Source organism: Bacteroides sp. 44_46 (assembly GCF_001915465.1).
Lineage (GTDB): Bacteria > Bacteroidota > Bacteroidia > Bacteroidales > Bacteroidaceae > Bacteroides > Bacteroides clarus.
The window spans coordinates 93,606-112,313 of sequence record NZ_MNQO01000015.1 but is presented as its reverse complement, the minus strand read 5'-3'; the positions used below and the strand labels follow the sequence as shown (position 1 = coordinate 112,313).

Here is an 18,708-nt window from a genome sequence, read left to right as displayed (position 1 = left end):
AAGGTAAGGAAAAAAGATTTGCAAAGATAACTTTATACTTTTATCTTTGTATCACTAATTAATTCAGGAAAAAGTATGATACAAAACGAACGGGATTGCCGCCATGAACATGTGCTCAATGTGGCGAGACAAATGATGACCGCCGCACGTACGGCGCCTAAAGGAAAAGGTGTAGATGTAATTGAAACTGCGCTGGTTACGGGAGAAGATTTGAAAAAGCTTTCGGAAAAAATGATTGCCATGGCCGAAGAGCTGGGCATGAAGTTCTTTCTTCGTGATGCTGCAAATGTCTTACAGGCCGAATGTGTCGTTATAATAGGTACGCGCGAGCAGGCACAAGGCTTGAACTGCGGACATTGTGGTTTTCCAACTTGTGCCGGACGTTCCGAGGGGGTACCATGCGCCTTGAATACAGTTGATGTGGGGATTGCCGTCGGATCGGCTTGCGCTATGGCCGCCGATATGAGGGTAGATACCCGGGTAATGTTTTCTGCGGGGTTGGCTGCGCAGCGAATGAATTGGCTGAAAGATTGCAAGGCTGTATTCGCTATTCCGGTCAGCGCATCTTCCAAGAATCCGTTCTTTGACAGAAAGCCTAAGGAAGAAAAGAAATAAATGTATTCCGAACCTTAAGTCGAGATATGGAAACGTAGAGCTGAGATTCAGAATTCTAAAGTAGAACTAGGGAAATGCAGAATAGGGCTTTACGAAGATTGAGATTCAGGAATATCGGTACTCGAGTTTCATTGCCTTACTTAACGAATTAAATGACTTAGAATGATATGGGATATTTTGTCGGACTTCCCCTGGGTGGAGGAACGGAAAAAGATTGCCAAGTGCGTTTTGGCAAGAATATGACCTTCCAGGTGGAAACACGTGCTCCTCACCTGCCTGCAGAATGGACTTTACAGAGCGGTATACAGCTTACATGGCCTCATGCGAATACCGACTGGGCTTATATGCTGGAAGAGGTACAGCGATGTTTTATTGCCATTGCTTCCGAAATAGCAAAGCGGGAGTTGCTGCTAATCGTAACTCCGGAACCGGAGGAAGTAAAAAAGCAAATCTCCATGATGGTCAACATGGATAATGTTCGTTTTCTGGAGTGTGAGACGAATGATACTTGGGCACGCGACCATGGAGCTATCACTATGATAGATACGGAAGGGCCTTCTCTGCTTGATTTTACATTTAACGGTTGGGGCTTGAAATTCGCTTCGGACAAAGACAATCAAATAACACGCCGGGCTGTTGAAGCCGGAATTCTAACAGGCCGATATGTGAACCGTTTAGGTTTTGTGCTGGAAGGTGGTTCCATTGAAAGTGACGGTATGGGAACATTGCTTACCACTTCGGAGTGCCTGCTGTCGCCTAACCGTAACGGTCAGTTAAATAAAGTGGAGATTGAGGAGTATCTTCGCTCCGCCTTTCATCTTGAACGGGTACTTTGGCTGGATTATGGATATTTGGCCGGAGATGATACGGACAGCCACATAGATACGCTTGTCCGTTTGTGCTCGCCGGATACGATTGCTTATGTGCAGTGCCGGGATGTGAATGATGAACATTATGAGGAATTGTATCGAATGGAAGAGCAGCTTAAAACGTTCCGAACACTCGCAGGAGAACCTTATAAACTGTTGGCACTGCCAATGGCTGATAAAATAGAAGTGGAGGGAGAAAGGCTGCCGGCTACGTATGCTAACTTTTTGATAATGAATGATGCAGTGTTATATCCTACGTATAATCAGCCGGAGAATGATATCCGTGCCAAAGAGGTGTTGCAAGAAGCTTTTCCCGGACATGAGATTGTAGGTATAGACTGTCGTGCTTTGATAAAACAACATGGTTCGCTGCACTGTGTCACGATGCAATATCCGATAGGAGTAATCAGATAGACAAAAAGAAAAACATTCAAAAGAAATATAGATTATGAGAAAAATAAAAGTCGGTATTATTCAGCAGGCAAATGTTGCGGATATGCGCATTAATCTGATGAATCTGGCCAAGAGCATCGAAGCATGTGCCACTCATGGTGCACAGTTAGTGGTGTTGCAGGAACTGCACAACTCACTCTATTTCTGCCAGACGGAGAATACCCAACTGTTTGACTTGGCGGAACCTATTCCCGGACCGTCAACCGGTTTCTATTCAGAGTTGGCGGCTGCCAACAACATTGTATTGGTAACCTCGTTATTTGAAAAACGCGCTCCGGGTTTATATCATAATACGGCTGTTGTTTTTGAACGTGACGGAAGCATTGCCGGGAAATATCGCAAGATGCACATTCCGGACGATCCGGCTTATTATGAAAAGTTCTATTTTACCCCCGGAGATTTGGGATTTGAACCTATACAGACGTCTTTGGGGAAATTGGGCGTTTTGGTTTGTTGGGACCAGTGGTATCCCGAAGCTGCTCGTCTTATGGCGCTGAAAGGAGCCGAATTACTGATTTATCCTACCGCTATCGGTTGGGAAAGCAGTGATACAGATGATGAGAAAGCCCGTCAGCTCAACGCATGGATAATCTCTCAGCGTGGACATGCCGTAGCAAACGGTCTTCCGGTTATTTCGGTGAATCGTGTGGGACATGAACCCGATCCTTCCATGCAGACAAACGGTATCCGGTTTTGGGGAAATAGCTTTGTGGTTGGGCCACAAGGTGAATTTTTGGCACAAGCAGGTAATGAGCAGCCGGAAAATATTGTAGTGGAAGTGGATATGGAACGTTCGGAGAATGTTCGCCGTTGGTGGCCGTTCTTGCGCGACCGCAGAATCGATGCTTATGAGGGATTGACCAAACGCTTCTTAGATTAAAGGAAAGGAATGCTTTTATTTGAACGTGACCTTTCTGTTCATCAAGAAGTTAACTCCGCCATATACAAATAGTCCCAAGAACTGGGCGAGATATTCATCACAATTCAACCCCTCTACCAATCCGATGAGGAAAAGGAATTGTGCGCAATAAGCCATTCCGAAGGCTATGGAAAAGAGCAGCACTTGTCGCCAAGTGTTGCTCTTTTTTTCTGTTGGGAATATCCAATACTTGCACCAGATAAAGTTATGAGTCTGTGCCAGTATATATGCAGTGACATTGGAGAGTATGTAATTAATATCCAATCCATCCATCATTATCCAGATGGTGATTGCTGTTATTAAGGCGTTTAGCGTACCGATTACTGCAAAACGGCAAATACGTGTGGACTCTTTCACTCTCTCCTGTTCTCTGGTTTTTATTCTTTTACCTCAACAATAAGGTTCAGTTCATCCAATTGCTTTTGGTCGATGGCCGAAGGCGCATCCAACATGACATCGCGGCCGGAGTTATTCTTCGGGAATGCAATGCAGTCACGGATACTGTCGAGGCCGGCAAAGATGCTTACCCAACGGTCAAGGCCGTAAGCCAAACCGCCATGAGGAGGTGCGCCGAATTTGAAGGCATTCATCAAAAAGCCGAACTGTTCTTCAGCCTTTTCCGGTGTGAAGCCCAATATTTCGAACATCTTAGCCTGCAATTGGGCATCGTGGATACGGATAGAGCCACCCCCCACTTCAATACCGTTACATACCATATCGTAAGCATCGGCACGAACAGCCGCAGGATCTGTGTCCAACAAAGGAATATCTTCATCTTTCGGATGCGTAAACGGATGATGCATAGCCATTAAGCGACCTTCTTCTTCACTCCATTCGAACATGGGGAAGTCGACTATCCAAAGCAATGCAAACTTATTCTTGTCGCGTAAGCCTAATTGATTACCCATTTCAAGACGAAGTTCGTTCAGTTGCTTGCGGGTTTTCATTACATCATCACCGCTCAAGATAAGAATCAAGTCGCCGGGTTTTGCGCCAAAGGCTGCTTTCATATCTTGCAGAATTTCTTGTGTATAGAACTTGTCGACACTCGATTTTACAGTACCGTCAGCTTCTATACGGGCATATACCATACCCTTTGCTCCGATTTGCGGTTTCTTTACGAATTCGGTCAAGGCGTCCAATTGTTTGCGGGTGTAGCTTGCGGCGCCTTCCGCACAAATACCGCCGATATATGCGGCATTGTCGAATACAGAGAAACCATGGCCTTTCATGATGTCCATCAATTCCACAAACTTCATACCGAAGCGCAAATCGGGTTTGTCGCTACCATAATATTTCATGGCATCCGCCCAAGGCATCCGCTGGAACGGTTCTGTCAACTCAACACCACGAATTTCCTTGAAAAGGTACTTTGCCATACCTTCAAAAAGCTCGATTACATCGTCTTGTTGTACAAAAGACATTTCACAGTCGATTTGTGTAAATTCCGGTTGGCGGTCGGCACGGAGGTCTTCGTCACGGAAACATTTCGCGATTTGGAAGTAGCGGTCAAAGCCTGAAACCATCAGTAATTGCTTCAATGTTTGAGGGCTCTGCGGCAGTGCATAGAATTGTCCCGGGTTCATACGTGAGGGAACAACAAAGTCGCGCGCGCCTTCCGGGGTGGAACCGATGAGAAGAGGAGTCTCTACTTCAATGAATCCTTTGCTATCCAGATATTTACGTACCTCGATTGTCATTTTATGGCGCAACTCCAGATTCTTGCGTACTGCGGCGCGGCGTAAGTCCAGATAACGGTATTTCATACGGATATCATCGCCGCCGTCCGTATTATCTTCGATTGTGAAAGGCGGAGTTAAAGCTGAATTAAGTATATTCAGTTCTGAAACAATGATTTCGATATCTCCCGTAGGAATATTTTTGTTTTTGCTGAAACGCTCATTTACCGTTCCTACTATTTGAATTACGAATTCACGGCCCAAGCGGTTGGCCTGCTCGCAAAGTTCGGCATCTACTTCTTCATTAAATACTAATTGGGTGATTCCGTAACGGTCGCGAAGGTCCACGAATGTCATACCTCCCATTTTACGGCTGCGCTGTACCCAACCTGCCAGCGTCACTTGCTTATTAACGTCGGAGATACGCAATTCTCCACAGGTGTGTGATCTATACATATTATTATATATAACTTTATAATTTATTCTTTTGGCTATACAATGCCCTTTACTGCATAAATATCATGCAAAAATACATAAAACATATTACAGACGTATCAAAACAGAAGAGTTTATTTTAAAAAATAACCGTATCTAGCAGTTGACAGTAAAATTATCAATCCTAAAACAGCTGCAACGTCACTCGTAGAGTTTAATTCTTTCTGAGTCTTTTTATTTGTTCCTTGCCTTTATCCAATATCCTTCTATTCGTATGGGTAATGTCTTCCATTATGGCTTCATTTATTTGTTTCAGGCCATTGATGTAATCCTGGGCACGTTGCAATACGTTTGAAGTGTCTTTTTCGGCATTCTTGGGTACAATAACCTGTAAGCCTCTTTTGAGGATATTCACATCGATGTTTTCTCCCATCATCATCGGGTCTCCATCGAAATGTATCACTCCCGGTTTGGAACGGTGAATACGAAGTGTTTTACAACGGAAAGTCTTTATACGGCTGTTTTGGTCGATAGTCTTGTTGAACAACTGGAATGATAATGCCGGTACGTCCAATACGGTAAAAGGCTCCAAAATAGTAACATCCAGCAATCCGTCATTTAACGTGGCCTGTGGGGTTATATAGGCGTTATTCCCATATTGTGAGGCATTGCCGCATGCTATCAGGAAAGCTTTGTATCGCGAGGTACTGCCATCCATCTCCAACTCATATGTTTCCGGCTTGTACTTGAGGCTTTCAAGCAGTGTCTTCTCCAGATATATGAGCGGGCCTCTCCTGCCGGCTTTGGAAAATTGCAGACTGACAAATGCGTCGAATCCTACTCCGCAGGTACAGAAAAAAGGAACATCATTGATTTTACCATAGTCAATGATATCTATCAATCCCTCATTGATAATATCAATTGCTTTTTTTGCCTCCATGGGAATCTGCAGATGGCGTGCCAACCCGTTGCCGGAACCGCATGGGATGATGCCCAATGCCGTTTTAGTGTGCACCAATGAGCGTGCTATCTCGTTGATTGTTCCGTCTCCGCCGATGGCAACAACGGCAAAAACCTCTTCTTTAGCTTTCCGGGCGGCTATTTCAACGGCGTGCCCCGCCCATTCCGTATAAATTACTTCCGGTATGTAGCGGCTCTTATCCAGCTTTTCATCGAGCCATTTCAATATTTGCTCCTTACCCTGCGTACCGGATATGGGATTTATTATAAATGATATTTTCTTTTTACTATCGTCCATTTAAACGGATATTACTATGGGGTTTTCTGTCATGCAAAAGTAATATAAATCCTTTAAATTTTAACCATATGAATCTCTTAAAACGAGTTAGAGCAGATTTTTTAGAGTAAATGGAACAGATAACAACATATTTTGCTATCTTTGCCCCCTGTTTTTAAGAACTTGTTTTTAATAGAATTAAATATTCATTATATAAAAGACATTTCATGGGTTTACTGCAAGACAAATTCGCGAAATATGATTTGCCGCAACAATTTATGGCAAAAGGGGTATACCCTTATTTCCGCACAATTAACAGCCACCAGGATACAGAGGTGATGATGGATGGCAAAAAGGTTCTGATGTTCGGTTCGAACGCATATATGGGACTGACATACGACAAACGAATCATTGACGCTTCAATAGCTGCCACTGAAAAATATGGTACAGGTTGTGCCGGTTCCCGTTTTCTGAATGGTACTCTTGATATACATGTTGAATTGGAAAAGGAATTGGCCGAATTCGTAGGCAAAGACGAAGCTCTTTGTTTTTCTACCGGTTTTACTGTAAATGAAGGTATTATTCCCGCGGTGGTAGGACGTGGTGATTACATTATTTGTGATGACCGTGACCATGCTTCTATCGTAGACGGACGCCGCCTTTCTTTCGCTACACAATTAAAGTATAAGCACAATGATATGGAAGACCTTGAAAAGGAACTCCAGAAGTGTGAGCCGGATGCCGTAAAGCTGATTGTTGTAGATGGCGTATTCTCAATGGAGGGTGATTTGGCTAATTTGCCGGAAATCGTTCGTTTGAAAAAGAAATATAATGCCAGTATTTATGTGGACGAAGCTCACGGTTTGGGTGTATTCGGTAAGCAAGGCCGTGGTGTTTGCGACCATTTCGGAGTGACCGAAGATATCGACCTGATAATGGGAACTTTCAGTAAGTCATTGGCTTCTATCGGCGGTTTTATCGCGGGTGACAAAGATGTCATCAATTGGTTGCGTCACAATGCCCGTTCTTATATATTCCAGGCAAGCAGTACGCCGGGAGCAACGGCTGCAGCCCGTGAAGCTCTCCATATTATTAAATCAGAACCGGAACGCATTCAACGCCTGTGGGATATTACCAATTACGCATTGAAGAGTTTCCGTGATGCCGGTTTTGAGATTGGCGAAACCGAATCGCCTATCATACCTTTGTATGTGCGTGATACGGAAAAGACATTTGTTGTAACGAAGATGGCTTTTGATGAAGGTATCTTTATCAATCCGGTAATTCCGCCTGCATGCGCTCCTCAAGATACATTGGTACGCGTAGCATTGATGGCTACTCATACTAAGGAACAGGTAGATTATGCCGTTGAGAAGTTGACTAAATGCTTCAGGGAATTGGGAATAATCAAGTAAAAGAATGAAGAATTAAAGCAAAGATAAAAGCCGTTTAATCGTGGGTCGGTTAAACGGCTTTCTTTTATAAAATAATCCATTAAAACAAACCAAACAACATGAAAAAACAAATTCTGATTTTCGCCGCTATTGTATGCGGAATGACTTACACTACAACTGCCTATGCGCAGTTTAAAATTGGCGGTAAGAAAATAAATGTAGGTAAGGTTGTTCAGGCCGGCACTGATGCCGCTAAAGCTATAACTCTTTCGGATGCGGATATTGTAGCTATGAGTAAGGAGTATATGCAATGGATGGATACTCACAATCCTTTGACCAAACCTGATACGGAGTATGGTAAACGTCTGGAAAAACTGACCGGGCATATTAAAGAGGTGGATGGTCTGAAAGTAAACTTTGGCGTTTATGAAGTTATCGACGTGAACGCTTTTGCTTGCGGTGACGGCAGCGTACGTATTTGCGCCGGGTTAATGGATATTATGACGGATGATGAAGTGATGGCTGTGGTAGGTCATGAGATAGGCCATGTAATTCATACAGACTCCAAAGATGCTATGAAGAGCGCTTATCTTCGTTCTGCAGTGAAGAATGCCGCAGGCGCTGCAAGCTCTACCGTATCAAAGCTGACTGATTCCGAGTTAGGCGCTATGGCGGAAGCTTTGGCGGGTGCGCAATACTCCCAAAAGCAGGAAGCGGAAGCGGACGATTACGGTTTTGAATTTTCTATAAAGAATAATTTGGATCCTTATGCCATGTATAATGCTTTGAATAAACTGCTGGAACTTTCAGCGGAAGCTCCCAAGGAGTCTAAATTCCAAAAGATGTTTTCATCTCATCCGGATACGGCGAAACGAGTAGCTCGTGCTAAGGAGAAAGCTGATGAATATATGAAAAACAAGCAATAAGAGATTGTATTTCCAAATTACAGAGAGAGGCAGGATTTCATTTGAATTCTGCCTTTTTTCTTGATAATAAAAGGATAAAACGTACTTTTGCTTTGATTTACCGGTTTTACTTGTCTGATTGCTTTGATATTGAATTTATTTTAGTATGTTTGCTGTTATTATTAATGAAAAGCACAACATTTGAATGAAAAAGCAAGATTTCCTTTTCGTCCTAATCGTAATCTTCTTACCTTTTTTCGTGAGTGATGCGGTTTACGGCTGGTATAAGTCTTTCAATGCCACACATGGTATGGTAATGAGTTTCCTGAAATTCGGAGTGCTTGCTACTTTAGGTGAGATGCTGGGGCTTCGCATCAGTGCCGGAGTATATAACAGAAAAGGATTCGGAGTACTTTCCCGTGCGGTTGTATGGGGTATTTTAGGGATGGGAATCAATATGGCGATGATTATCTTTTCTAAAGGTGTGCCACAGTTTATGGAGTATATGGGGATGGCGGATGCTTCGGTGATAATTAACGGCGGTTTCTGTTTGGACAAGTTATGGATTGCTCTGGCTATATCTGTTGCCATGAACACAATCTTTGCTCCTGTATTCATGACATTTCACAAGATAACGGATACACATATTCTGGATTGTGGCGGTTCGCTTCGCAGTCTTATTACCCCTATCCCGATGACGCGTATTATTACGCATCTTAATTGGGATGCGCAATGGAATTTTGTTTTTAAGAAAACGATTCCTTTTTTCTGGTACCCCGCCCACACCATTACTTTCTTGTTACCGGGCGAGGTAAGAGTTTTGTTTGCCGCTATTTTGGGTGTTGTGCTCGGGGTGCTGCTGGCTATTGCTGCAAGAATGAAATAATGGTTCTTTGGGTATAAAAAGGAAGGGGAATACGGACTGTTGCGCATTCCCCTTTATTATCTTACTTTTCTCTTACATAACGTAGTGTATAGCCGTAATTGGAATTTAAGATTAATGAGTCAGCCGTAAGTTTCTCAATTCTTAAGGTGTCTATCCCCTCTATCTCCATACCGTTACCAATGCTTTTTACCGTGAGATAAAGTTCATCTCCTTGTTGTTCCCAATATTTATATACCAGCGTAGCCATATTAATGGAAGATGCATCCCCGCCCTCTTCCAGTTTGATACCCTGCATTTTTCCCGGCTGTCCTTCGATAGGCATTACCCATGAGCCAATGATAGAGTCTTTGCTTTGCTTTTCATTACAAGCGGCCATTGCAATAACCAATACGGCGGCTGCCAATAAAAGTTTCTTCATACTATATGTTTTTAAAAGTGAGTTAATGTATTTTCGTTATGGCAGATGCAATGTTAATGCCGGGTTCATCTTCGGTAACCGTGTACGAAACCTCTAATGTATCTCCTACTGATAGTCCTTCTTCCAAGGCTATATCCTGATCCATTGTACTTATATATAAGGTATCGTTTTTCGGGGTAACCATTGTGAATCCATTCATGGTAGCATCCATAACTACGCCTTGTGCATGATATACGGAATCGTTAATCTCCTCTGTACCGGGCTTTGCGCTTTCCTGTTCTGTATTTCCGGCTTTATTTTTGCAGGAAGCACATCCCAACAGAATAACGGTAACAAGTAAAATAGGTTTGGTCAACTTCATATTCTCTGATTTTATTAAGATTATTTCTACAAAAATAGATATAAAAGAGAACGTATCAAAGAGGCAGAGAATAATTAACTGTTCCCGTATATTGTTTCCCAGACTTTTATAATTTTATTTCAGATAAAATCATAAAAAGATTTGGTCTATATCAAAAAAGATTTTACCTTTGCACTCGCTTTTAAGAAGTAAAGCACTCGGGGTGTAGCGCAGTCCGGTTAGCGCACCTGCTTTGGGAGCAGGGGGTCGTGGGTTCGAATCCCGCTACCCCGACAGAAAACGAGCCACTGAAATTCAGTGGTTCGTTTTTTTTGTATCATAGATACTCTCCGACGACGATGGATTATACATAAATAAACCGGGTTTGTACTTTTGCCCTTCACCTTCCACACACCTGTTTATACGGGTTAGCGGGTGAATCCTTGTTCTTTTGCTATATAAGGAATTGCCTCGTGAGATAAATAAAACCATCTCCCGAGACGAATTAATTCGTCTCACAAGACAAATATATCCGTTTCTCAGGATGAATATATTCATTCCGCAAGACGAATTTGCACAGCTTACATTCTCAAATAAAAGTCTTTGGTCAGGGCGATGTACTCCGGGGTAAACTGTCCGTGCTTCTCTCCTTCTATGTAAAGACTGTCCTCGATACATGGTACATCCTGATAGCCGAAAGTCAATAACACGCGCCGGCAAGGTTTTCCGGGTTTGGTAAAAACATACAAGCGGCGATGTGGATGAAAATTATACTTCCAGGCTGTATCAACCACCGTCTTTTCAACTTCCGCCGGAATGATAATGCTTATACTTCCCCGTTCCGATAAGAAATGCGCCGAATGTCCGAAGAGCAATTCATAGCTCAGTTCACTCGTGTGCCGTGCCATGCAGCGCTGATTGTCCGGGCATTTCAGGGCATCGACAAAATAAGGCGGGTTGGAAACAATCAGGTCGAATTTGTCTTCCGGATGATACTTGCGGAAGTCACAGCATACCACTTCCATCCGATGGTTCCAGGGGGACGATTGAATATTCTCTTGGGCTTGCGCCGCCGCTGCCGGGTCTATTTCGACAGAGGTAATTGCGGCTTCCGGATTACGCTGCGCTAATTGTAAGGATATTAGACCACTACCCGCTCCTACATCAAGAATTCGTTTAGCACCTTGAACCGGAGCCCACGCCCCTAATAGCACTCCGTCTGTACCTACTTTCATGGCGCATTTGTCGTGCCGGACGGTAAATTGTTTGAACTGGAAATAAGGATTCGGCATATTTGTTTTTGTTAATCGGACTCAAAAATAATCAAAGCCGCCCAAATAGCGGCAATTTTGGCATCGTTTTTGTCTTTTTAAAGAAAGGAACGCCTATTTAATAGAAGAAATAGCTAACTTTGCAGACGCCTTATTGGCCTGCCAATATGACATAAACTAAAAAGAATGAGATGAAGAAAAGAAATTACTTGAGTGATATCGAAGATAGGAATGAAAATGCGTTTTCTGTAATTGCTGATTTTGAGGGGAATGAAGAACAATTGATGGATATTGAGGTTGATGAAATCCTGCCGGTATTACCTCTGCGGAACATGGTTTTGTTTCCGGGTGTGTTTATGCCGGTGTCTGTCGGAAGAAAATCTTCCCTGAAATTGGTGCGTGAGGCAGAAAAGAAAGGTACATATATCGCCGTGGTGTGTCAGAAAGTAGCTGATACGGAAACGCCTTTGTTTGAGGACCTGCATACAATCGGTACGGTTGCCAAGATTGTCCGTGTGCTGGAAATGCCGGATCAAACGACTACCGTTATCCTGCAAGGCTCCAAGCGCATTGAATTGAAAGAGATAACGGAAGTTACTCCATATTTGAAAGGACGTGTAAGCACGCTTAATGAGGAAATTCCCGCAAAAGACGATAAGGAGTTCCAGGCATTGGTAGAAGCGTGTAAAGACTTGACCGTACGCTATATCAAATCTTCGGATATGTTTCCGCAGGATTCTGCATTTGCCATCAAGAACATTACCAACCCGATGTTTCTGGTGGACTTTATCTGCACCAACCTGCCCTTGAAGAAGGATGAAAAGATAGAGTTGCTGCGCATTGACGCATTGCGTGCCCGCACCTATCGTTTGCTCGAAATTCTGAACCGGGAAGTTCAGCTCGCCGAAATCAAGGAATCTATCCAGATGCGCGCCCGCGAGGATATAGACCAGCAACAACGCGAGTATTTCTTGCAACAGCAGATTAAAACCATTCAGGATGAACTGGGTGGCGGCAGCCAGGAGCAAGAATTGGAAGAGATGCGTAAAAAAGCGGAAACCATAAAATGGAATGAAGAAGTAAAAAGCACCTTCCTGAAAGAAGTGGATAAGTTGGAGCGCATGCATCCGCAATCGCCCGATTACAGTGTGCAACTGAACTATCTGCAAACCATGATGAGTCTGCCGTGGGGCGTTTATACAACGGATAATCTGAACTTGACCAATGCCGAGAAGACGTTGAATAAAGACCATTACGGTTTGGAGAAAGTAAAGGAACGTATATTGGAACACCTCGCCGTATTGAAGTTGAAGGGAGACATGAAGTCGCCTATCATCTGCCTGTATGGCCCTCCGGGTGTGGGTAAAACCTCTTTGGGGCGTTCTATTGCGGCTGCTTTGAAGCGGAAGTATATCCGTATGTCTTTGGGTGGCGTGCACGATGAAGCCGAAATACGCGGACACCGCAAGACTTATATCGGAGCGATGCCGGGACGCATCATCAAAAGTCTGATTAAAGCCGGTTCTTCAAATCCGGTATTTATATTGGATGAGATAGACAAGGTGAGCGCCGACCGTCAGGGAGACCCCTCTTCCGCTCTGCTCGAAGTACTCGACCCGGAGCAGAATACTACGTTTCACGACAACTTCCTGGATGTGGATTATGATTTGTCGAAAGTAATGTTCATTGCTACCGCCAATAATCTGAATACGATTCCCGGACCGTTGCTCGACCGCATGGAGTTGATTGAAGTAAGCGGTTATATCACCGAGGAAAAGATAGAGATTGCCCGTCGCCATTTGGTTCCCAAAGAGTTGGAAGCAAACGGTATGAAGAAAAACGATATCAAGATTCCCAAGAATACGCTGGAAGCGATCATAGAGTCTTATACCCGTGAAAGCGGTGTGCGTGAGTTGGAGAAGAAGATTGGAAAGATTCTGCGTAAATCGGCTCGTCAATATGCTACGGACGGTTATTTCGCAAAGACCGAAATTAAGCCGGGTGATTTGTACGAATTCCTGGGCGCTCCCGAATATACGCGCGACAAGTATCAAGGCAATGAATATGCCGGTGTGGTTACCGGCTTGGCGTGGACTGCTGTCGGCGGTGAGATTCTGTTCGTCGAAACCAGTCTCAGTCGCGGCAAAGGCGGCCGCCTGACGCTGACCGGAAACTTGGGCGATGTAATGAAAGAGTCGGCTATGCTGGCGCTGGAGTACATTAAGGCACATGCTTCGTTGCTGAATCTTGATGAAGATATTTTCGACAACTGGAATATCCATGTTCATGTTCCCGAAGGAGCTATTCCCAAGGATGGTCCGTCGGCGGGTATAACGATGGCTACTTCGCTGGCATCCGCACTTACGCAGAGAAAAGTAAAAGCCAACCTTGCCATGACGGGCGAAATCACGCTCCGTGGAAAAGTGCTTCCCGTCGGTGGCATCAAAGAAAAAATTCTGGCTGCCAAACGTGCCGGCATCAAGGAGATTATCCTCAGCGACGAGAACCGTAAGAACATTGAAGAGATACAGGAAATTTATCTGAAAGGACTGACTTTCCACTATGTGAAAGATGTAAAAGAGGTGTTTGCCATTGCGCTGACTGATGAAAAAGTAGCTGATGCCATCGACTTGTCCGTTAAAAAAGAAAAGATAGAAAAGTAAGAAGAATGACATTTGAGTTACAGTACACAGACAGCAAGACGAATGCGCGTGCAGGTTTGATTACCACTGACCATGGGCAGATTGAAACTCCCATCTTTATGCCGGTAGGTACGTTGGGAACCGTAAAAGGCGTGCATCTGACAGAATTGAAAGAAGATATAAAGGCGCAGATTATATTAGGGAATACCTATCATCTTTATTTGCGTCCCGGATTGGATGTTATAGAGAAAGCCGGCGGACTGCATAAGTTCAACGGCTTTGACCGTCCGATGCTGACCGACAGCGGCGGTTTCCAGGTCTTTTCATTGGCGGGTATCCGCAAACTGCGCGAAGAAGGCGCCGAGTTCCGTTCGCACATCGACGGAAGCAAGCACGTCTTCACTCCGGAGAGGGTAATGGACATCGAGCGTACTATCGGAGCGGACATAATGATGGCGTTTGACGAATGTACTCCGGGCGATGCGGAATATGCCTATGCCAAGAAGTCGATGGAAATGACGCACCGTTGGCTGAACCGTTGCATCACGCGATTCAACGAAACGGAACCCAAGTACGGTTATCATCAGGCGCTTTTCCCTATCGTGCAAGGATGTGTCTATCCCGACCTGCGTAAACGGTCGGCGGAGTTCATAGCCTCTAAAGGAGCCGAGGGTAATGCAATCGGCGGTCTGGCCGTAGGTGAGCCTACGGAGAAGATGTACGAAATGATAGAGTTGGTGAATGAGATTCTTCCGAAAGACAAACCCCGTTATCTGATGGGGGTAGGTACGCCTGTAAACATTCTGGAAGGCATCGAACGCGGAGTTGACATGTTCGACTGCGTGATGCCTACACGCAACGGACGTAACGGGATGCTGTTCACCAAAGACGGTATCATCAATATGCGTAATAAGAAATGGGAAACCGACTTCTCTCCTATTGAGGCGGACGGCGCATCTTACGTAGATACATTATATAGTAAGGCCTATCTGCGCCATCTGTTCCATGCGCAGGAATTGCTGGCCATGCAGATTGCTTCCATTCACAATCTGGCGTTTTACCTCTGGCTTGCCGGTGAAGCCCGCAAGCATATTATCGCCGGTGATTTCTCTACATGGAAACCGATGATGGTACAACGTGTATCGACAAGATTATGAGCAAGATTGACCGGAAGATACTGAAAGATATAAAACTGCCTGTCGGGAAAAACAAGTTCCTCAAGCGGCTGGACTGGTACATCATTAAGAAGTTCCTGGGAACATACGTGTTTGCCATAGCCCTGATTATCTCCATCGCCGTAGTATTCGACTTTAATGAGAAAATGGACCGCTTTATGTCCCATGAAGCGCCGTGGAAAGCCATTATCTTCGATTACTACATGAACTTCATCCCCTACTTTGCCAATCTGTTCAGCCCGCTGTTCGTCTTTATCGCGGTAATCTTCTTTACTTCCAAGCTTGCGGAGAACTCGGAGATTATCGCAATGTTCTCTACGGGAATGAGCTTTAAGCGTATGCTGCGTCCTTATATGGTGTCGGCGGCTATCATTGCGATCACTACGTTCTGTCTCGGTTCGTACGTCATTCCTAAAGGCAGCGTCACGCGACTTAATTTCGAGGATAAATACTATAAGCCCCGTAAGTCCACCACAGCCCGCAATATTCAGTTGGAGGTCGATTCGGGAGTCATTGCCTATATAGAGCGTTTTGAGGATTACAGCAAAACCGGTTATCGCTTTTCACTCGATAAGTTCAAGGACAAACAGCTGGTGTCTCACCTCACTGCACGCAGCATCACCTACGATACGGCAGCTGTGCATAAATGGAAAGTGAAAGACTACATGATTCGTGAAATGGACGGTATGCGCGAAAGTATCGTCAAAGGAGAGCGGCTGGATACCATCCTGTTTATGGAGCCTGCCGACTTCCTTATCATGAAGAACCAGCAGGAGATGCTTACCAGCCCTCAGCTGAGCGAGTACATAGGCAGGCAACGGCAGCGTGGTTTTGCCAATATCAAGGAGTTCGAGATAGAATATCATAAACGTATAGCCATGTCTTTCGCCTCGTTCATCCTGACGCTGATAGGTGTATCTCTTTCTTCGAAAAAGACAAAAGGCGGTATGGGATTGCATCTGGGTATAGGCTTGGGATTAAGTTTCTCGTACATTCTGTTCCAAACGATTGCCTCCACATTTGCGGTGAACGGTAATGTGCCGCCCGTCATTGCGGTATGGATACCGAACCTGCTTTATGCATTCATAGCATTCTACCTGTATAAGAAAGCGCCGAAGTAAGTAATTGCAGGAAGCTGTCGCCAAGGCAAATCACAGGATATTTAAAATAAGAAGCCGTCCCGCTCTTGTGTTTCCACAAGTGCGGGACGGCTTTTTTGTTGTATTCATTTCCTCTTTTGTTTTGTTCTTCCTTCTTTTCAGGCGGACAGACCGCCCGTTGTCGGAAGAAACCCCACTTTCTTCTTACAGGTTCTTTAATCCCTTCGTTGCAGCGTTGTGCATTGAAGCGCTTAATTCAAGTAAGCTGAAAGCTCTGCAGCAGAGATGTTTTTGGCAATAATCACACCATTCTCATCTAATAAATAGTTAGTAAATCCGCGGCCTAAGCGATATTTCTTGAATAAGCCGGAGGACTCGCCTTTAGTTTCCACGAAACAAGTGGGCGTAACTATTTGGTCCTTACGAACAGTTTCCTTAAAAATAGATTGGTACTCATCGAATGAGACGGAAACCATTTCCACATTTTCATTGCGGGAAGCGGAACGAAGCACATTGCTCAAACTTGCGTTTTGCATCCGGGAGTGCGCGTCATAACTTGCCCAAAAGCTAAGCAACACATATTTGCCTTTCATGTCTGAAAGTTCGGCTAACGGTTGCCCGGCAGACATAGATTGGATTTTAAAGTCCGGGGCTATGTCACCCACATTCAAACCACCGGTCGGTTTGTCTTTTTCTACAAAAGAAGTCAAGGAACCAATTAGTAATACAACAAAAATCCATTTTACATATTTCATGTAACACGATTTTGGTTAATACTATCCGGGACTGTCCTTTTTGGCAGTGATTTCTTCCCGGAACGTCATCTTCTCAGACCTTGCAATGAGAGGAATTCATTGATACTCAAAGCCTTTAATTCTGAAATCGGGTGCAAAGGTAAGTAATTCTTAAAGTAACTTCCAAATAAACAAGCAATTTTCTCACTTTTTTAGTGCACTTTTTTATGTTATTTAGCATAAAAGGCGAGATTTTTCCTTACTTTTGTGGCTTGTTATCCTATTAATAGACAACTTATGCAACCATTAAGTACAGAACTTATTCTTATCCGCGTAACAGGTGAAGACCGTCCGGGACTGACGGCTTCGGTTACAGAAATTCTTGCCAAGTACGATGCTACCATCCTCGACATCGGACAAGCCGACATCCATAACACCCTGTCATTGGGTATCCTATGTAAAACGGAAGAACAACATTCCGGCTTTATCATGAAAGAGTTGCTTTTCAAGGCATCGTCTTTGGGTGTCACTATCCGCTTCTATCCTATTACGGCGCAAGAGTATGAAAACTGGGTGAGCATGCAGGGTAAGAACCGTTATATTCTCACGCTGCTCGGACGTAAGTTGTCTGCCCGCCAGATTTCGGCGGTTACCCGTATTCTGGCGGAGCAAGGTATGAATATCGATGCCATCAAGCGCCTTACGGGACGTATTCCGCTGGATGAATGCGATACGAAAACACGCGCCTGCATTGAGTTCTCCGTACGAGGCACACCTAAAGACCGCATAGCCATGCAGGAGCAGCTGATGCAACTGGCCAGCGAACTGGAAATGGACTTTTCTTTCCAGCTGGACAATATGTATCGTCGTATGCGCCGCCTTATTTGCTTTGACATGGACTCTACATTGATAGAGACCGAGGTTATAGACGAACTGGCCATACGTGCAGGTGTCGGCGAGCAGGTAAAGGCTATTACGGAACGTGCCATGCGTGGAGAGATAGACTTTACGGAAAGCTTCCGCGAGCGGGTGGCTCTGCTGAAAGGCCTGGACGAGTCTGTCATGCAGGAGATCGCCGAGAACCTGCCTATTACGGAAGGTGTTGACCGCCTGATGTATGTTCTGAAGAAATACGGTTATAAGATTGCCATCCTTTCGGGCGGTTTCACTTATTTCGGGCGTTATCTCCAGCAGAAATACGGTATCGACTATGTCTATGCCAATGAACTGGAAATAGAGAACGGCAAACTGACCGGACGTTATCTCGGCGATGTAGTGGACGGCAAGCGCAAAGCCGAACTGCTGCGCCTGATAGCGCAAGTTGAGAAAGTAGACATAGCCCAAACCATTGCGGTGGGTGACGGCGCCAATGATTTGCCGATGCTGGGTATCGCCGGATTGGGTATCGCTTTCCACGCCAAGCCTAAGGTCGTGGCAAATGCCAAGCAGTCCATCAACACAATCGGTCTGGACGGAGTGCTTTACTTCCTGGGATTCAAAGATTCTTATATAGATATTCCGCGATAAAATAAGTTCATACCATATATGCGTAAGCTCCTGCGATAATTAATTCTCGCAGGAGCTTATTTTTTAGCAAGCTTATTTTGTTCTACTTTCGGTTTGCATTATCTTTGTA

The 18,708-nt window shown here is 44.6% G+C and carries 17 protein-coding genes and 1 tRNA gene; 11 read left to right on the top strand and 7 right to left on the bottom strand.

Features of this window, described 5'->3' with window-relative positions:
* Positions 1 to 75: 75 nt before the first annotated feature.
* The 3 genes from BHV73_RS07635 to BHV73_RS07625 all read left to right on the top strand — a co-directional run bounded on the left by BHV73_RS07635 (position 76) and on the right by BHV73_RS07625 (position 2,817).
* Positions 76 to 615, top strand: a complete 540-nt coding sequence (locus tag BHV73_RS07635; protein ID WP_009120918.1) for a ferredoxin domain-containing protein — start codon at positions 76 to 78, stop codon at positions 613 to 615.
* Between the two features lie 167 nt (positions 616 to 782).
* The gene (locus BHV73_RS07630; RefSeq protein ID WP_087411958.1) at positions 783 to 1,898 is read left to right on the top strand and encodes an agmatine deiminase family protein; all 1,116 of its coding nucleotides are present in this window, start codon (positions 783 to 785) and stop codon (positions 1,896 to 1,898) included.
* Between the two features lie 34 nt (positions 1,899 to 1,932).
* Positions 1,933 to 2,817: a carbon-nitrogen hydrolase gene (locus tag BHV73_RS07625; protein ID WP_022219112.1), complete on the top strand. Its 885-nt coding sequence runs from the start codon at positions 1,933 to 1,935 to the stop codon at positions 2,815 to 2,817.
* A 15-nt stretch (positions 2,818 to 2,832) separates the two neighbouring features.
* Here the strand turns inward: BHV73_RS07625 and BHV73_RS07620 are convergent, their stop codons facing one another.
* The 3 genes from BHV73_RS07620 to BHV73_RS07610 all read right to left on the bottom strand — a co-directional run bounded on the left by BHV73_RS07620 (position 2,833) and on the right by BHV73_RS07610 (position 6,228).
* Positions 2,833 to 3,213 carry a GtrA family protein gene (locus tag BHV73_RS07620; RefSeq protein WP_286737567.1) on the bottom strand — a complete coding sequence of 127 codons (381 nt, stop codon included), beginning with the start codon at positions 3,211 to 3,213 and terminating at the stop codon, positions 2,833 to 2,835.
* A 20-nt stretch (positions 3,214 to 3,233) separates the two neighbouring features.
* Entirely contained in the window at positions 3,234 to 4,991 is a 1,758-nt protein-coding gene (aspS, locus tag BHV73_RS07615; protein WP_087411957.1) for an aspartate--tRNA ligase, read from the bottom strand.
* Positions 4,992 to 5,184: 193 nt separating this feature from the next.
* Entirely contained in the window at positions 5,185 to 6,228 is a 1,044-nt protein-coding gene (locus BHV73_RS07610; protein WP_009120923.1) for a diacylglycerol/lipid kinase family protein, read from the bottom strand.
* Positions 6,229 to 6,434: 206 nt separating this feature from the next.
* Between BHV73_RS07610 and spt the strand changes: the two genes are divergently transcribed.
* The 3 genes from spt (at position 6,435) to BHV73_RS07595 (ending at position 9,392) form a co-directional block, all read left to right on the top strand.
* Complete coding sequence (gene spt / locus BHV73_RS07605; RefSeq protein ID WP_009120924.1) at positions 6,435 to 7,622, top strand: serine palmitoyltransferase; 1,188 nt, start codon at positions 6,435 to 6,437, stop codon at positions 7,620 to 7,622.
* A 98-nt stretch (positions 7,623 to 7,720) separates the two neighbouring features.
* On the top strand, positions 7,721 to 8,527 hold the full coding sequence (locus BHV73_RS07600) for a M48 family metallopeptidase (RefSeq protein WP_087411956.1): 807 nt from the start codon (positions 7,721 to 7,723) through the stop codon (positions 8,525 to 8,527).
* A 184-nt stretch (positions 8,528 to 8,711) separates the two neighbouring features.
* Positions 8,712 to 9,392 (top strand): hypothetical protein, encoded by a 681-nt coding sequence (locus BHV73_RS07595; RefSeq protein ID WP_087411955.1) that lies wholly within the window; start codon positions 8,712 to 8,714, stop codon positions 9,390 to 9,392.
* Positions 9,393 to 9,453: 61 nt separating this feature from the next.
* Here the strand turns inward: BHV73_RS07595 and BHV73_RS07590 are convergent, their stop codons facing one another.
* Together BHV73_RS07590 and BHV73_RS07585 are read right to left on the bottom strand one after the other, a co-directional pair.
* Positions 9,454 to 9,810 (bottom strand): lipocalin-like domain-containing protein, encoded by a 357-nt coding sequence (locus tag BHV73_RS07590; RefSeq protein WP_009120928.1) that lies wholly within the window; start codon positions 9,808 to 9,810, stop codon positions 9,454 to 9,456.
* Positions 9,811 to 9,832: 22 nt separating this feature from the next.
* Complete coding sequence (locus BHV73_RS07585) at positions 9,833 to 10,171, bottom strand: hypothetical protein (RefSeq protein WP_087411954.1); 339 nt, start codon at positions 10,169 to 10,171, stop codon at positions 9,833 to 9,835.
* 198 nt (positions 10,172 to 10,369) lie between these two features.
* Between BHV73_RS07585 and BHV73_RS07580 the strand changes: the two genes are divergently transcribed.
* A tRNA-Pro gene (locus BHV73_RS07580) sits at positions 10,370 to 10,444 on the top strand.
* Positions 10,445 to 10,731: 287 nt separating this feature from the next.
* On the opposite strand, the gene BHV73_RS07575 is transcribed toward BHV73_RS07580, so the two are convergent.
* Positions 10,732 to 11,442 carry a tRNA1(Val) (adenine(37)-N6)-methyltransferase gene (locus BHV73_RS07575; protein WP_087411953.1) on the bottom strand — a complete coding sequence of 237 codons (711 nt, stop codon included), beginning with the start codon at positions 11,440 to 11,442 and terminating at the stop codon, positions 10,732 to 10,734.
* A 170-nt stretch (positions 11,443 to 11,612) separates the two neighbouring features.
* Between BHV73_RS07575 and lon the strand changes: the two genes are divergently transcribed.
* From lon to BHV73_RS07560, 3 genes are read left to right on the top strand one after another with little or no spacing between them, the layout of a single operon-like run.
* Positions 11,613 to 14,084, top strand: a complete 2,472-nt coding sequence (gene lon, locus BHV73_RS07570) for an endopeptidase La (protein WP_009120938.1) — start codon at positions 11,613 to 11,615, stop codon at positions 14,082 to 14,084.
* Between the two features lie 5 nt (positions 14,085 to 14,089).
* Complete coding sequence (gene tgt, locus BHV73_RS07565) at positions 14,090 to 15,220, top strand: tRNA guanosine(34) transglycosylase Tgt (protein ID WP_087411952.1); 1,131 nt, start codon at positions 14,090 to 14,092, stop codon at positions 15,218 to 15,220.
* Entirely contained in the window at positions 15,217 to 16,359 is a 1,143-nt protein-coding gene (locus tag BHV73_RS07560; protein WP_087411951.1) for an LptF/LptG family permease, read from the top strand. Before tgt ends, BHV73_RS07560 begins: the two co-directional genes overlap by 4 nt.
* A 230-nt stretch (positions 16,360 to 16,589) precedes the next feature.
* On the opposite strand, the gene BHV73_RS07555 is transcribed toward BHV73_RS07560, so the two are convergent.
* Positions 16,590 to 17,093, bottom strand: a complete 504-nt coding sequence (locus BHV73_RS07555; RefSeq protein ID WP_005654168.1) for a redoxin domain-containing protein — start codon at positions 17,091 to 17,093, stop codon at positions 16,590 to 16,592.
* 276 nt (positions 17,094 to 17,369) lie between these two features.
* On the opposite strand from BHV73_RS07555, the gene serB reads away from it, so the two are divergent.
* Complete coding sequence (gene serB / locus BHV73_RS07550; protein WP_009120941.1) at positions 17,370 to 18,599, top strand: phosphoserine phosphatase SerB; 1,230 nt, start codon at positions 17,370 to 17,372, stop codon at positions 18,597 to 18,599.
* The last annotated feature ends 109 nt before the right edge of the window (positions 18,600 to 18,708 follow it).

Bases quoted from the DNA above. Each gene is read 5' to 3' on its own strand.
- BHV73_RS07625 (WP_022219112.1), top strand. From the start codon at position 1,933: ATGAGAAAAATAAAAGTCGGTATTATTCAGCAGGCAAATGTTGCGGAT.
- BHV73_RS07555 (WP_005654168.1), bottom strand. From the start codon at position 17,093: ATGAAATATGTAAAATGGATTTTTGTTGTATTACTAATTGGTTCCTTG.
- BHV73_RS07590 (WP_009120928.1), bottom strand. From the start codon at position 9,810: ATGAAGAAACTTTTATTGGCAGCCGCCGTATTGGTTATTGCAATGGCC.
- BHV73_RS07600 (WP_087411956.1), top strand. From the start codon at position 7,721: ATGAAAAAACAAATTCTGATTTTCGCCGCTATTGTATGCGGAATGACT.
- spt (WP_009120924.1), top strand. From the start codon at position 6,435: ATGGGTTTACTGCAAGACAAATTCGCGAAATATGATTTGCCGCAACAA.
- BHV73_RS07595 (WP_087411955.1), top strand. From the start codon at position 8,712: ATGAAAAAGCAAGATTTCCTTTTCGTCCTAATCGTAATCTTCTTACCT.
- BHV73_RS07635 (WP_009120918.1), top strand. From the start codon at position 76: ATGATACAAAACGAACGGGATTGCCGCCATGAACATGTGCTCAATGTG.
- aspS (WP_087411957.1), bottom strand. From the start codon at position 4,991: ATGTATAGATCACACACCTGTGGAGAATTGCGTATCTCCGACGTTAAT.
- BHV73_RS07630 (WP_087411958.1), top strand. From the start codon at position 783: ATGGGATATTTTGTCGGACTTCCCCTGGGTGGAGGAACGGAAAAAGAT.
- BHV73_RS07585 (WP_087411954.1), bottom strand. From the start codon at position 10,171: ATGAAGTTGACCAAACCTATTTTACTTGTTACCGTTATTCTGTTGGGA.
- BHV73_RS07610 (WP_009120923.1), bottom strand. From the start codon at position 6,228: ATGGACGATAGTAAAAAGAAAATATCATTTATAATAAATCCCATATCC.
- BHV73_RS07560 (WP_087411951.1), top strand. From the start codon at position 15,217: ATGAGCAAGATTGACCGGAAGATACTGAAAGATATAAAACTGCCTGTC.
- lon (WP_009120938.1), top strand. From the start codon at position 11,613: ATGAAGAAAAGAAATTACTTGAGTGATATCGAAGATAGGAATGAAAAT.
- tgt (WP_087411952.1), top strand. From the start codon at position 14,090: ATGACATTTGAGTTACAGTACACAGACAGCAAGACGAATGCGCGTGCA.
- serB (WP_009120941.1), top strand. From the start codon at position 17,370: ATGCAACCATTAAGTACAGAACTTATTCTTATCCGCGTAACAGGTGAA.
- BHV73_RS07575 (WP_087411953.1), bottom strand. From the start codon at position 11,442: ATGCCGAATCCTTATTTCCAGTTCAAACAATTTACCGTCCGGCACGAC.